This window comes from Rossellomorea sp. DUT-2 (genome assembly GCF_052665285.1).
Map to the genome: position 1 here is coordinate 143094 of NZ_JBQPEO010000003.1, position 15173 is coordinate 158266.

Annotated in this window: 12 protein-coding genes and 1 other annotated feature; all 12 genes read left to right on the forward strand. The window is 48.0% G+C overall.

Features of this window, described 5'->3' with window-relative positions:
• Positions 1-10: 10 nt before the first annotated feature.
• The 12 genes from ilvD (at position 11) to thrB (ending at position 15130) form a co-directional block, all read left to right on the forward strand.
• Positions 11-1678 carry a dihydroxy-acid dehydratase gene (gene ilvD / locus ACOSV2_RS11530; RefSeq protein ID WP_428975199.1) on the forward strand — a complete coding sequence of 556 codons (1668 nt, stop codon included), beginning with the start codon at positions 11-13 and terminating at the stop codon, positions 1676-1678.
• Positions 1679-1934: a binding site (T-box leader), on the forward strand.
• A gap of 245 nt (positions 1935-2179) precedes the next feature.
• Positions 2180-3901: an acetolactate synthase large subunit gene (gene ilvB, locus ACOSV2_RS11535; RefSeq protein ID WP_428975200.1), complete on the forward strand. Its 1722-nt coding sequence runs from the start codon at positions 2180-2182 to the stop codon at positions 3899-3901.
• Positions 3898-4422, forward strand: coding sequence for an acetolactate synthase small subunit (gene ilvN, locus ACOSV2_RS11540; RefSeq protein ID WP_113968593.1), 525 nt, complete (start codon positions 3898-3900; stop codon positions 4420-4422). The genes ilvB and ilvN overlap by 4 nt, the downstream gene beginning before the upstream one ends.
• Before the next feature lie 62 nt (positions 4423-4484).
• Positions 4485-5516: a ketol-acid reductoisomerase gene (gene ilvC, locus ACOSV2_RS11545; protein ID WP_428975201.1), complete on the forward strand. Its 1032-nt coding sequence runs from the start codon at positions 4485-4487 to the stop codon at positions 5514-5516.
• Positions 5503-7056 (forward strand): 2-isopropylmalate synthase, encoded by a 1554-nt coding sequence (locus ACOSV2_RS11550; protein WP_428975202.1) that lies wholly within the window; start codon positions 5503-5505, stop codon positions 7054-7056. The genes ilvC and ACOSV2_RS11550 overlap by 14 nt, the downstream gene beginning before the upstream one ends.
• Positions 7057-7122: 66 nt before the next feature.
• On the forward strand, positions 7123-8235 hold the full coding sequence (leuB, locus tag ACOSV2_RS11555) for a 3-isopropylmalate dehydrogenase (RefSeq protein WP_428975203.1): 1113 nt from the start codon (positions 7123-7125) through the stop codon (positions 8233-8235).
• Positions 8236-8605: 370 nt separating this feature from the next.
• On the forward strand, positions 8606-10021 hold the full coding sequence (leuC, locus tag ACOSV2_RS11560; RefSeq protein WP_428975204.1) for a 3-isopropylmalate dehydratase large subunit: 1416 nt from the start codon (positions 8606-8608) through the stop codon (positions 10019-10021).
• An 11-nt stretch (positions 10022-10032) separates the two neighbouring features.
• The gene (leuD, locus tag ACOSV2_RS11565; protein WP_428975205.1) at positions 10033-10638 is read left to right on the forward strand and encodes a 3-isopropylmalate dehydratase small subunit; all 606 of its coding nucleotides are present in this window, start codon (positions 10033-10035) and stop codon (positions 10636-10638) included.
• Positions 10638-11621 carry a threonine ammonia-lyase gene (gene ilvA / locus ACOSV2_RS11570; RefSeq protein WP_428975206.1) on the forward strand — a complete coding sequence of 328 codons (984 nt, stop codon included), beginning with the start codon at positions 10638-10640 and terminating at the stop codon, positions 11619-11621. Before leuD ends, ilvA begins: the two co-directional genes overlap by 1 nt.
• Positions 11622-11841: 220 nt before the next feature.
• Positions 11842-13140 (forward strand): homoserine dehydrogenase, encoded by a 1299-nt coding sequence (locus tag ACOSV2_RS11575; protein WP_428975207.1) that lies wholly within the window; start codon positions 11842-11844, stop codon positions 13138-13140.
• Positions 13137-14198 (forward strand): threonine synthase, encoded by a 1062-nt coding sequence (thrC, locus tag ACOSV2_RS11580; protein ID WP_428975208.1) that lies wholly within the window; start codon positions 13137-13139, stop codon positions 14196-14198. The genes ACOSV2_RS11575 and thrC overlap by 4 nt, the downstream gene beginning before the upstream one ends.
• A complete protein-coding gene (gene thrB, locus ACOSV2_RS11585; RefSeq protein WP_428975209.1) occupies positions 14195-15130 on the forward strand; it encodes a homoserine kinase in 936 nt (311 codons plus the stop codon). Before thrC ends, thrB begins: the two co-directional genes overlap by 4 nt.
• The last annotated feature ends 43 nt before the right edge of the window (positions 15131-15173 follow it).

A 15173-nucleotide genomic window follows, 5' to 3' on the forward strand; every position in this document is an offset into this window, starting at 1 on the left:
AGGTGATGACGTGAGAAGTGACATGATCAAGAAAGGAATCGACCGGGCTCCCCACCGCAGTTTACTATATGCGACGGGAGTCAAGCTCGAAGACATGGAAAAACCATTTATCGGGGTGTGCAACTCTTACATCGATATCATTCCCGGTCATATGCATTTAAACGGATTTGCCCAAGTGGTGAAAGAAGCGATCCGGGAAGCCGGCGGAATCCCATTCGAATTCAACACAATCGGTGTGGATGATGGGATCGCCATGGGACATATCGGGATGAGGTACTCACTCCCGAGCCGGGAACTGATTGCCGACTCAGCAGAAACCGTCATCAACGCTCACTGGTTCGACGGAGTGTTCTACATTCCGAACTGTGACAAGATCACACCGGGAATGCTCATGTCAGCGGTCCGAACAAACGTCCCATCGGTTTTCGTATCGGGAGGGCCGATGGAAGCGGGGGTTTCCAGTGAAGGGAAGCCATTATCACTCGTATCCGTTTTCGAAGGAGTGGGAGCCCATCAGTCAGGAAGGATGACCGCGGAACAGCTTCTCGACATCGAAGCCAATGCATGTCCGACATGTGGATCATGCTCAGGAATGTTCACGGCGAACTCCATGAATTCCCTGATGGAAATGCTTGGAATGGCTCCTCCGGGGAATGGCACGATTGTTGCCACATCGGAAGAACGGCATCAGTTAATCAAGGATGCAGCCAAATACCTGGTAGAAATGGTCAAGAAAGATATTAAACCAAGAGACATCATAACGAAAGATACCATCGATGATGCATTCGCTTTAGACATGGCCATGGGAGGTTCCACGAATACCGTCCTCCACACACTGGCGATTGCCAATGAAGCGGAAATCGATTATGACATCAACCGGATCAATAAAGTTGCTGAACGAGTCCCCTATTTATCTAAAATAAGCCCGGCCTCGGATTACTCCATGCAGGACGTCCATAACGCTGGAGGGGTCAGCGCCATCATTAAAGAGCTATGTGAAATGGAAGCTGTACACAAAGATCGCATCACCGTTACAGGAAAGTCACTTTATGAAAATGTGAAGGATGCTCATATTCAAAATGACGATGTCATCCGTCGCAAGGAAAATGCCCACAGTCCAGTCGGAGGATTATCCGTCCTCTTTGGGAATATCGCTCCAAACGGAGGAGTCATCAAAGTCGGAGCAGTCGACCCATCCATTAAAACCTTCATGGGTGAAGCGATTGTATATGAATCTCAGGATGACGCACTTGCAGGCATTGAAAGTGGAGAAGTGAAAGAAGGGCATGTAGTGGTGATCCGGTATGAAGGACCAAAGGGTGGTCCGGGAATGCCGGAGATGCTGGCACCAACGGCAGCCATTGCAGGAAGGGGCCTTGAGAAGAAAGTCGCACTCATGACGGACGGCAGGTTTTCAGGAGCATCCCGGGGCATTTCAATCGGTCATGTCTCACCGGAAGCTGCTGAAGGGGGACCGATCGGCGTGGTGGAAAATGGAGATCCCATCTTTATTGATCTCACAAATCGAACGATTTCCCTCATGGTTTCAGAAACAGAACTTCAGTTCAGGCAAAAGGAGTGGGTACAGCCTCCTCCAAAGATCAGAAAAGGGTACTTAGCAAGGTATGCCAAGCTTGTAACATCAGCCAGTACAGGTGGAATTTTGAAAACGGAATAAAGGAAAGCGTTGAAGAGGTAAAAGGATTGGAAATCGTATTTTCAGAGAGCTGGTGGTGCTGCAAACCAGTAATACATCCAATACCGACATCCCCTCTGAGTATCGTTCTGAACCTCTGAAAGTAGGAACGATCGAGTAGATGATACTCGTTACAAAAACAAAGGCTGGTGAAACCAGCCTGCAAAGGGAGATGATATCCGTTGTCTCTGAATTAGGGTGGTACCGTGGAAAGGATGAAGACCTTTTCGCCCCTGCGAAAGATGAACTCTGTCGTAGTGGGTGGAAAGGTCTTTTTTGTTTGGGAAAATGCTTATTATGTACATCTGATTGGTATGAAAATTTTTCACTATGATTTTGGTGTCCAGCTCCGGCGGCTAGTCCCTCGAGGTCATAAGTCAATTTCGCCAAAAAGGCAAAGAGCGCCTTTTCAGCGACCTTGCCTTATGCTTGTCGGGCCTGACCAAGCCGCCTGCGCATTTCGAATAAAGGAGGAGATAGGCAATGAGAGCAAAAGTTGAGGCAGAACTGGCTTCACAGACACTAACAGAACATGTCAACGGTGCTGATATGCTCATGAAAGCTTTGAAGGAGGAAAAGGTTGAGATTCTGTTTGGGTATCCTGGAGGAGCGGTCTTGCCGATTTACGATGCTCTATACAAAGCCCCGATCAAGCACGTTCTTGCTCGTCATGAGCAAGGCGCCATCCATGCGGCAGAAGGATATGCCCGTGTATCAGGGAGACCGGGTGTGGTCATTGCCACGTCAGGACCGGGAGCAACGAATTTAGTGACAGGGATTGCCGATGCCATGATGGATTCACTGCCTCTTGTTATCTTTACCGGGCAGGTGGCTTCTGGGGTCATCGGCACCGATGCTTTCCAGGAAGCGGACGTAGTCGGGATCACGATGCCGATCACCAAGCATAATTATCAGGTGCGTGATATTAAAGACTTACCGAGGATTGTGAAGGAAGCCTTTCATATCGCATCAACCGGCAGGCCTGGCCCTGTACTTGTCGACATTCCGAAAGACTTGACCTTGCAGCAAGCTTATCCGGTACGCGATGTGGAAATGGACTTACCGGGATATCAGCCTAACTTCTATCCCAATCCACTTCAAATCAAGAAGCTGGTGGAAGCTATCAAAGTATCCAGGCAGCCGGTCATCCTAGCCGGGGCTGGAGTCCTTCATGGAAAGGCAACGGAGGAATTGAAGACTTTCGCAGAACAATATGAACTCCCGGTGATCCACACCCTCTTAGGTTTAGGAGGATTTCCGGCAGATCACCCGTTGTTTCTCGGCATGGCGGGGATGCATGGGTGTTATGCAAGCAATATGGCTCTCCACGAGTGTGACTTGCTCATTAATATCGGTGCCCGATTTGATGACAGGTTGACCGGGAATCTCGCTACCTTTGCGCCGAGGGCCAAGGTGGTTCATATCGATATCGACCCGGCTGAAATCGGGAAGAATGTCAAAACGCAGATCCCGATCGTAGCCGATGCCAAACAGGCACTGGAAAAACTCCTTCAACATGAGGAAGAGAAGCCTGATTTCGATGCCTGGCATCAGCATCTTAAGTCATACAAAAGGGAATATCCTTTCTGGTATAACCAGGCTCATGATGTGCTATCTCCTCAACGCCTGATTGAACAGGTGTATGAAATGACGAACGGGGAAGCCGTCGTCACAACAGACGTGGGACAGCATCAAATGTGGGCGGCACAGTATTACTCTTTTAAGAAGCCGAATAATTGGGTCACTTCCGGAGGCCTTGGGACGATGGGATTCGGATTTCCGGCAGCGATCGGGGCTCAGTTAGCGAACCCAGACAGTACAGTGGTCGCCTTTGTAGGAGATGGAGGATTCCAAATGACACTTCAGGAGCTGGTTCTCCTGAAAGAATTGAATCTTCCAGTAAAAGTAGTCCTTCTCAATAACGGCACACTGGGGATGGTGAGACAGTGGCAGGAAACCTTCTTTGAAAAGAGATACTCACAATCGGTGTTCAACACCCAGCCGGATTTTGTGAAACTGGCTGAATCATACGGAATCAAAGGGTATCAGGTGAAAACCCAGGAGGAAGTCGATTCTGTGTTAAAAGAAGCATTAACAAGTGATGAACCGGTACTCATTGATTGCTGGGTGAATCCAAAAGAAAATGTCTACCCGATGGTGGCTCCAGGAAAAGGATTACATGAAATGTTAGGAGTGAAACCATGAGGAAACGGATTGTAACGGCTCTCGTTCATAACAGGAGTGGTGTCCTGAACCGGGTGACCGGATTGTTTACAAAGCGTCAGTTCAACATCGAAAGCATTTCAGTGGGCTACACAGAAGTCGAAGGGATTTCGAGAATGACGTTTGTCGTCAATGTAGAAGACGATGGCAAAATTGAACAGCTTTTAAAACAGCTGCATAAACAAATCGATGTCCTCAAGGTCTCCGACATCACGGATCAAGGAGTCGTTGCCAGGGAACTGGCACTCATCAAGGTGCTGAGTACAGGGCAGACCAGATCTGAAATCAATGGGATCGTTGAACCTTTCAGAGCCGCCATCATTGATGTGGCCAGGGACAGCGTAACCGTCCAGGTAACAGGCGAAACTTCCAAAATAGAAGCCATCATCGATCTGTTAAGACCATACGGCATCAAAGAAATTGCCCGAACAGGCATCACGGCATTCGCAAGGGGAAATGGTAAATCGGTGACGGATTTAAAACAGTATTCAATCGTGAATTAGAAGCTGCTGAATTCACACTTTTAAAAAAACTTATTATTCAAAAAATGGAGAGGATGAGGGAAATGGTAAAGGTATATTATAACGGAGATGTGAATGAAGAGGTTTTAAAAGGGAAGAAGGTAGCGGTTGTCGGTTATGGTTCACAGGGTCACGCACATGCTCAGAACCTGAAGGAAAGCGGATTTGATGTTGTAGTGGGATTACGGAAAGGAAAGTCGTGGGACCAGGCGGAAAAAGACGGATTCGATGTCTACTCTGTCCGTGAAGCAAGCGAACAGGCGGACGTCATCATGGTTCTCCTGCCGGATGAGCATCAACCGAAAGTGTATGAGGCAGAAATCAAGCCGGCCCTTTCCTCAGGCAAAGCACTGGCATTTGCACACGGATTTAATATCCATTTCCATCAAGTCGTCCCTCCGGAAGATGTAGATGTATTCCTGGTAGCACCGAAAGGACCGGGACACCTGGTAAGAAGAACATTTGAAGAAGGAGCCGGAGTGCCTGCCCTCTTCGGGGTTTATCAAGACGCTTCAGGTCATGCCGCAGAACTGGCCCTTGCGTATGCAAAAGGTGTTGGGGCAGGACGCGCAGGGATCTTGGAGACATCCTTCCAGGAGGAGACGGAAACCGATCTATTCGGTGAACAGGCAGTCCTGTGTGGAGGGGTGACATCCCTTGTGAAAGCAGGATTCGAAACACTTGTGGAAGCAGGTTATCAAAAAGAGGTCGCCTATTTCGAGTGTTTACATGAATTGAAGCTGATCGTTGACCTGATGTATGAGCAGGGATTAGAAGGAATGCGCTTCTCAATCTCAGACACGGCTCAATGGGGAGACTTCGTTTCAGGTCCACGGGTGGTGAACGAAGAAACGAAAGCCCGCATGAAGGAAGTATTAACGGATATCCAAACAGGAAAATTTGCGAAGGGATGGATCCTGGAGAACCAGGCGAACCGTCCGGAGTTTAACGCCATCAATCAGCGTGAAAGTCAGCACCCGATCGAAGTCGTTGGGAGAGAGCTTCGTAAAATGATGCCATTTGTACAGAAACCTTCTACTAAAGAAAAGGAAGTGGTTGCGAGTGCGAACCATTGAGATCTTTGACACAACTCTACGGGACGGTGAACAGTCAGCGGGTGTAAATCTTAATACGATTGAAAAGATCGAAGTGGCGAGACAACTGGAAAGGCTCGGGGTGGATGTCATTGAAGCCGGTTTTCCTGCAGCTTCAAAAGGGGACTTCGATGCCGTGCAGCAGATCGGTTCCACGATCAAGAACAGCTCTGTTACGGGGCTTGCCCGAGCTCAGCAGCGGGACATCGATGCGGTATGGGAATCGCTTAAAGGAACGGCCGAACCAAGGTTGCATGTGTTCCTAGCCACCTCTCCCATTCACATGACCCATAAGCTGAAAATGACGCCTGATCAGGTCATCGATACAGCGGTCCAGGCCGTTCAGTACGCGAAGAAATTTTTCCCGGTGGTTCAGTGGTCGGCAGAAGATGCGTGCCGATCGGATCTGAATTTTTTAGTGAAAATCATGGAGAGGGTGATTGCGGCAGGAGCTTCTGTCATTAACCTGCCCGATACGGTAGGATATATCACCCCTCATAAATACGGTGAATTGTTTCGGTACGTAAGAGAAAACGTTCCGAATATCGACGGAGTAAAGCTATCGGCTCATTGTCATGATGATTTGGGAATGGCGACAGCCAATTCACTGGCTGCCATTGAAAACGGAGCCACTCAAATCGAAGGAACGATCAATGGGATCGGGGAAAGGGCTGGAAATGCAGCTCTGGAAGAGATCGCAGTGGCTCTTAGAATCCGGGAAGATTTTTACGGAGCCACCACCCGCCTGAAACTCGATGAAATCAAGAAAACAAGCTCTCTTGTCAGTAAGCTGACGGGGATGAGAGTACCGGCTAACAAAGCGGTTGTAGGTGATAATGCTTTCGCTCATGAATCAGGTATTCACCAGGACGGGATGCTGAAGGAAAAAACAACGTACGAAATCATCACCCCTGAACTGATTGGAGTGAATGCAACCCGCCTGGTGCTTGGAAAACACTCAGGACGTCACGCCTTTAAAAATAAAGTGGTTGAATTGGGATTTGAACTTTCAGAGGAGAAGCTTAATGAAGCATTTCATGCATTCAAGGATCTGGCGGATAAGAAAAAGGAAATCGTCGATGAAGATCTCTTCAGCATCCTGACGAATAAACAAACGGAAATGGCCGAAGCTGTCGGCTTTACATTAGAAAGAATGCAGGTCCAATATGGCATGGACAATATTCCGACGGCCACGATTGAATTGAAGTTTGAGGACGGAAGTGTAACCCGGCTTGCTTCAACGGGATCAGGGAGTGTAGAAGCCATCTACAATACAATCGAAAAAATCCTGCCAAGTCCTTCTAGATTATTAGATTACAAGATCAACTCAGTCGGCGGTGGCCGGGATGCCCTTGCAGAAGTCTATGTCAGACTCGAATATAACGGAGAGAAGACAAGCGGACGCGGAACTGCCCAGGATGTATTAGAAGCATCAGCACGCGCTTACCTTAATGCAGTGAATCGATCCGCTCAACGGAAGTCACAGTCCATGGAGAAGGAAGCGGTGAAAGCCAGCTTATAACAAGGAAGAGCCTTGTATACCAAGGCTCTCACATAAAAAAGCCAACCAAAACAGGAGGTAATTCTAATGAAGAAGAAAATCGCTGTACTACCAGGAGACGGTATCGGTCAAGAGATCATGGACGGGGCATTAGAAGTGCTGAAGGCAGTGGGTGATTGGTTCGGTCATGAATTCGAAGTCGAGAAAGGTCACATCGGCGGGTCTGCAGTCGATCGCTTCGGTACACCATTACCTCCTGAAACGATCAAGCTTTGTAGAGATAGTGACGCCGTTTTATTAGGAGCCGTAGGAGGTCCAAAGTGGGAGCATCTTCCGAAAGAGCTTCGTCCTGAAAAAGGTCTCCTGGCGATCCGCAAAGAGTTCGAACTATTTGCGAATCTGAGACCGGTGAAAGCATTTGAAAGTTTACTAGGTGCATCCCCGCTAAAGCGGGAGATTGTAGAAGAAGTAGATCTGGTGATTGTCAGGGAGCTGACAGGAGGATTGTACTTCGGTCAGCCGTCCGGTCGTCAAGGGAAGAGAGACGAAGTAGCAGTTGATACTCTTGTTTATGAAAAAAGTGAAATCGAACGAATCGTTCATAAAGCCTTCAAGCTGGCTCAAAAGCGCAAGAAAAAATTAACGTCCGTCGACAAGGCAAATGTTCTGGAAACAAGTCGAATGTGGCGCGAAGTCGTGAATGAAGTCGCCGTTGAATACCCGGATGTGGAAGTGGAGCACATGCTGGTCGATGTAGCGGCCATGAAGTTGATGTATCAGCCGAAGCAATTCGATGTTTTAGTAACGGAGAATATGTTCGGAGATATCCTGAGTGACGAGGCCTCCATGATCACAGGATCACTGGGAATGCTTCCTTCCGCCAGTTTAAGAGGGGACTCCTTCGGGCTTTACGAACCGGTACACGGATCAGCACCCGATATCGCAGGAAAAGGAAAAGCCAATCCACTGGCCATGATTCTATCGGTTGCCATGATGCTGCGACACTCCTTCGGCTTAAAAGAAGAAGCGGAAATGATCGAAATGGCCGTTCAGGAAGTCCTGAACGCAGGCTACCGTACAGGAGACCTTTGGACCATGGGCCGCGGAACGGTTGTAGGGACTGGTGCCATGAGTCAGCTGGTTGTAGAGCGACTGGAAGCGGATCATGCCCTGTCTTCGATCCTGGCGGCTTACTTGTAGGGTAGGATTTGCTTGAATTGCTTTTGTGTAAGCAATTAGATTATAAAGAAGTTGATTGGAGCGGAAGGCACTCGACTCCTGCGGGAATAGCGGGAAAGTAGGAAAAGCGAAGGCGGCTCGCCCAGCCCCGACAAGCATAAGATGAATGGGCCGGGAAGGCGCTTTTTGCCTTCTTGGACCATTTAGCTTATGACCTCGAGGGGCTAGCCGCCGGAGCTAGACAGGTGAGACCCCGGAGGCAAAGCCGAGGAGGCTCACCGCCCGCCCCGCGGAAAGCGAGTGCCTGGAGCGGAAATCAACCACTACTCGCTTAGCGACAGTTTCACCGAAACAGTCTGAATGAAAATCTAACCAAACCAGGAGGGAGTTCATGGCAGGGAAAAATATCATCGAAAAGATATGGGAAAAACACATTGTACACAGAGAAAAGGGCAAGCCGGATCTATTGTATATTGATCTGCACCTTGTACATGAAGTAACGTCTCCCCAAGCATTTGAAGGTCTTCGCTTAAAAAATCGGAAGGTGAGAAGACCCGATTTGACCTATGCCACGATGGATCACAATGTACCGACGAGAGAGCGTCACATCATCAGGGATGAAATCGCTCGACTGCAGATGGATACGTTAAAGAAAAATTGTGAAGAATTTGGTGTCACTCTTGCCGATATTCATCATCCCGATCAAGGGATTGTCCACGTCATCGGTCCAGAGCTCGGTTTGACACAGCCGGGGAAAACCATTGTTTGCGGAGACAGCCATACCTCAACCCACGGAGCCTTCGGAGCACTGGCCTTCGGGATTGGCACGAGTGAAGTGGAGCATGTTATGGCAACCCAAACCCTCTGGCAATCAAAGCCGAAAACTCTTCAAGTGGACGTGACGGGAGAGTTGGGATTCGGTGTCACAGCCAAAGACGTGATTTTAAACATCATTTCTACTTACGGGGTAGGATTTGGAACCGGATATGTCATCGAATTCACCGGTGACGTGATCCGCAATCTATCCATGGAAGAAAGAATGACCGTCTGTAATATGAGTATTGAAGCAGGAGCCAAAGCGGGATTAATCAGTCCTGACGAGACGACCTTCGATTATCTAAAGGGGAAAGAATATCTTCCTAAAGATAAGTCGTTTGAACAATGCAAAGAAGAATGGAGATCCTTAAAGAGTGACAAGGACGCAACCTATGATCACAAAATTGAGGTGAAAGGTGAGGAGATCGAACCTCATGTAACATGGGGAACCAATCCTGGAATGGGCGCATCGATCTCGAGGTCCGTCCCTCATCCGGAACAGTACGCAGATCCTTCTGAAAGAGAAGGGGTTGAAAGGGCGCTCCATTATATGGGGCTCGAAGCGGGGATGAGAATAGAGGACATAGAGGTTGATTATGTGTTTATTGGCTCGTGTACGAATTCGCGCTTGAGTGACTTGAGAGCGGCGGCTGAGGTAGTAAAAGGCCAAACTGTTAAGCCGGGCGTGACCGCTTTGGTTGTTCCGGGTTCGTTTAAAGTGAAGAAAGAGGCTGAAGAGGAAGGCTTGGATACCATTTTTAAAGAAGCTGGATTCCAGTGGAGGGAAGCAGGCTGCAGCATGTGCCTGGCTATGAATGATGATATCGTGCCTCCAGGCAAACGCTGTGCATCGACTTCCAACCGGAACTTTGAAGGCCGGCAAGGAAACGGATCGAGAACCCATCTACTCAGCCCGTCCATGGCCGCAGCGGCTGCCGTGACCGGAAAGCTGACAGATGTACGGAAGCTTGAAAAAATGCCGATTTCATAGGAGGTGAGAAGGTGGCGATCAATCATGTGGAAGGGAAAGTATTTCCTCTCAGGAGGGACAATGTCGATACCGATCAAATCATACCGAAACAGTTTTTAAAAAGAATTGAACGTAAAGGGTTTGGACAGTTCTTGTTTTATCATTGGCGGTTTGAAGACGATGGAAAGTCGCTACGAGACGAATTTTTATTAGACACACCCCAATATCAAAACGCCGAGGTTCTCCTTGGCGGTAAGAATTTTGGGTGCGGATCTTCGAGGGAGCACGCTCCGTGGGCCCTTCAGGACTATGGGTTTAAAGTAATCATCGCCAAAAGCTTTGCAGATATTTTTTATAACAACTGTTTGAAGAATGGGATCCTGCCCATTCAGCTTGAAGAGAAAACAGTGGATGCTCTTTTAAGAAATGAGAGTCATGTAGATTTATATAAAATGGAGGTTTCCCTTGAGCATCAGACCATTTGTGATTCAGAAGGGCTTCATGTCTCTTTTGACATCGATCCTTACTGGAAGACGATGTTGTTAAAGGGACTGGATGAAATTGATTTAACGTTACATTACGGGAAAAATATTGAAGAATACGAAAAAAATTATGAGGTGAGTGGCTTGGGAATTTAATGGATAACACTGAAGTTGTAGAAGCGATGGAAAGAATCAGTCATCAGGTGCATCGAACACCGTTAAAGCAATCATCGACGCTGAATACGTTCACAGGTGGAGAGATTTATTTGAAAATGGAGAACCTACAGCGAACAGGTTCCTTCAAAGTAAGAGGCGCAATGAATAAAATCATGTCATTGTCTGAAGAAGAAGCGAGGATGGGCATCATTGCTGCATCTGCTGGAAATCATGCCCAAGGTGTGGCACTGGCTTCATCCCTGCGCGGAGTTCCGTCGAAAATCTTCATGCCGAAACGAACACCTTCCACAAAAATAGCGGCAACGAAACATTACGGAGCTGAAATTGTCCTGACTGGAGACACCTATCAGGAAGCCTACGGGGCAGCACTCCAAGAGAAAATCAGAAATGGCTCGACGTATGTTCATGCATTTGATGATCATAAAGTGATGGCTGGGCAAGGGACAGTCGCACTGGAAATGCTTCAGCAACTCAGTGATTTAGACATGATCCTGGTACCTGTTGGCGGAGGCGGTCTGTTGGCCGGAATGGCACTGGCCGTAAAAGCCTTTAACCCCCGAGTGCAAATCGTCGGCGTACAGGCACTGGGAGCACCGGCTACGTATAACTTTTTTACAGGAAGAAACAAAGGATCACTGGAGCATGTACACACCATTGCTGACGGGATCCTCGTCAAGAACCCTGGAGAGCTCACGTTTCCGATCATCCGTCAGTATGTAGACGATATGGTTACGGTTACGGATGAAGAAATCTCCTATAGCATCATGTTTATGCTTCAACGGGAAAAAACGCTGGTTGAAGGAGCAGGAGCAGCATCCTTAGCGGCAGCCATGTGCCAAAAGGTCAAGGTACAAGGAAAGAAAGTCGGCTGTGTCATCAGTGGCGGAAATGCCGATCCAAGCAAGATCCCTGTGTACCGGGATCTATCAAAAATGGCCAGGCAGCTGCACCATATTGTGTGAAAGAAGGACGGCTCTTAACTACGTTGTTAGTTAGGGGCGGTCCTCTGTTTATAAGTAATGGAGTTTATTAAAAACAATTCTCACAATATATGAATAATGAAAGCTCTTACATTCGAGAAATACGTAAATACCTATTGTAATAGGTAATTTTTTCAACTATAATGTCCACTATAGAAGAACAAATGTACATGTGAAATAAACAAATGGAGGTTTTCGGCTTATGGAATCAATTTCAATCGGACTTTTAGGACTCGGAACGGTGGGAGCCGGAGTGGTGAAGATTGTAGAGAATCATCAGGATAAACTGTCCCATCAAATCGGCTGTCCTGTGAAGGTGAAGAAAGCCCTTGTTCAGGATTTAGAGAAAGATAGAGGACTGGAAATGGTAAACAGCATACTGACCTTAAATCCTGAGGAAGTCCTGTTTGATCCTGAAATTGATATTGTGGTCGAGGTAATGGGAGGAATTGAAGCAACGAAAGAACATCTCCTCCATGCACTGCACCAGAAGAAGCATGTCGTAACGGCAAACAAGGATCTCATGGCCCTTCACGGACCGGAATTACTAAGGGCCGCCTCAGAAAACGGCTGCGACCTATTCTATGAAGCCAGCGTCGCAGGGGGAATCCCGATTTTAAGAAGTTTAGTAGATGGCCTCGCCTCCGATCGCATCACGAAAATGATGGGAATCGTCAACGGAACGACGAACTTCATACTGACGAAGATGACGAAAGAGGGACGGACCTTCGATGATGTTCTCAAGGAAGCCCAGGACTTAGGGTATGCAGAAGCGGATCCGACGGCAGATGTAGGCGGCTTGGATGCAGCGAGAAAGATGGCGATTCTTTCAACGTTAGGGTTTTCCATGAACGTCGATTTAGCCGATGTGAAAGTAAAAGGTATTACGGAAGTGACGGGTGATGACATCCAATATGCCGAGCAATTCGGCTACACAATGAAGCTCATCGGCTACGCTCACCGTGAAGGAGAAAGTGTTGAAGTGAGCGTGGAGCCCACTCTGCTGCAAAATGAGCATCCACTCGCATCCGTTCATGATGAATATAACGCAGTATACGTATACGGGGAAGCGGTTGGTGAAACGATGTTTTACGGTCCTGGGGCAGGAAGTCTTCCAACTGCCACAGCCGTCGTATCAGATATGGTAGGAATTATGAAGAATATGAGATTGGGAGTCACGGGTAAGAGTGCGGTGAACCCGCAATTCCCTAAAAAGTTAAAAGAACGGAATGAAATTCACTCAAAATATTTCTTGCGTCTGCACGTTCAGGATGAAGTAGGCGTCTTAGCAAAACTCACTTCCATCTTCTCGAATCATGGCGTCAGTTTTGAGAAGATTCTACAGAATCCATTAGACAGTGATGAATTTGCTGAAATTGTTCTTGTGACTCATAAAGCATCTCTTGATCATTACGAAGACATATTGATGGAGCTGAAGGATTATGAAGCGGTTCATTCGATTGAAAGTTCATACCGTGTAGAAGGGGGAGACAAAGGATGAGATGGAAAGGGTTACTGGAGCAGTATAGGGAGCATCTTCCATTAAATGATGACACTCCTCTTTTAACGTTAAATGAAGGGAATACCCCCTTGGTTGAATTAAAAACGCTGTCCCGGGAATGGGGCATCGAGTTGAATGTAAAGATTGAGGGAGCAAACCCTACCGGATCCTTTAAAGATCGCGGAATGGTTCTCGCCGTTGCCAAAGCGGTAGAGTCAGGGAGTTCGACGGTCATTTGCGCCTCTACCGGAAATACCTCCGCTTCAGCAGCAGCCTATGCAGCGAGGGCAGGAATCAAATGTATCGTGGTCATCCCCGAGGGGAAAATTGCTCAAGGGAAACTGGCTCAAGCTGTCATGTATGGTGCCGAAATCATTTCCATCGAAGGAAATTTTGATGAAGCCCTGGAAATCGTCCGTGAATTGAGTAAAACCGAATCTGTCACTCTTGTGAATTCAGTGAATCCGTATCGTTTGGAAGGACAGAAAACAGCAGCTTTTGAAGTCATCGAAGGATTGGGTGAGGCCCCTGATGTGCTTGCGATACCTGTTGGTAATGCGGGGAATATTTCAGCATACTGGAAAGGTTTCAAAGAATATCGTGAGCTCAAAGCTTCGACTTTACCTCGAATGTTTGGCTTTGAAGCATCTGGAGCAGCAGCTTTGGTCCATGACAGGGTGTTTCCTCAGCCTGAAACGATTGCGACGGCGATCCGAATCGGGAACCCGGCAAGCTGGTCATTAGCTGTAGACGCTCTGGAGGAATCAAACGGACATATCGATGAAGTAACCGATGAAGAAATTCTAGAGGCCTATCAGCTGCTTGCAAGTAAAGAAGGGATCTTTGCCGAGCCCGCTTCCTGTGCCTCGATTGCGGGAATAAAGAAATCATTGGATAAAGGCTTGATCGAAAAAGGTTCAAAGGTAGTGGCGGTGCTGACAGGTAATGGCTTAAAGGATCCGGTTACGGCCATGGATTGCAGTCCGGTCATACCGGCGAAGCTGCCAAACGATCGTGAAATGGTGAAGGACTATATTAAAGGGACCATTGGCGTATGAAAAGACGTGACCCCCGCTCCTGGAAAATCATTGTCCCTGGAAGCACAGCCAATTTAGGAGCTGGATTTGATTCTCTGGGTTTGGCTTTAAATGTATTTTTAACCGTGGAGGTACATGAAGCGGAAGATTGGCAAGTGATTCCCCTTTCTTCTGCCCTGGAGGTCTTTCCGGCTGATGATACACATTTCATTGTAGAGATCGTGAAAGAGGTGGCAGATGACTATGGTAAGAAGCCGTCTCCTTGTCACCTCTACATATCCAGTGACATTCCGTTAACGAGAGGGTTAGGCTCCAGCGCAGCAGCAGTTGTGGCGGGCATTGAGCTTGCCAATGCGATGTGTGAACTGAATCTGACCCAGGAAAAGAAACTGGCACTTGCGAATCGGTTCGAAGGTCATCCCGATAACGTAGGAGCTTCACTATATGGCGGGTTTGTAGTCAGCTGTCAGCATGAAAAAGGTGTGAGTCTTTTATCGGTTCCTGATCTGCCCGTTGATGTAGTATGCGTGATTCCTAAAGCTGAACTGAAAACATCGGATTCCCGAAATGTACTTCCTGAGAGTCTTTCCTTTGAAGAATCCGTGGAAGCCGGAGCGATATCAAACGTACTGGTGGCAGCATTTCTAACGGGAGATTGGGAAACGGTTGGGGAAATGATGAAGCGAGACAGGTATCATCAGCCCCACCGGAGAAAGCTGCTTCCTCACTATGATGCAGTGGAAGAGGTTGCGGGCCGTTTCGGGGCATTCGGTGTCGCCTTAAGCGGTGCCGGCCCGACGATTGCCTGCTTCGTGGAACGGGAAGCAAGTGAATGGCTCGCACGGCAGCTCGAACAGTCCTTCCCAAGCATGAACGTCCGCAAACTATCCATCTCCCCATCGGGAAGCAGCATCACCATCGAACAACCAAAGGTCCGTCCCTCGTCGCTTTGAAACAGGCGAGGGACGGACCTTGTTTGGTGGAGGGAAGAGCTTG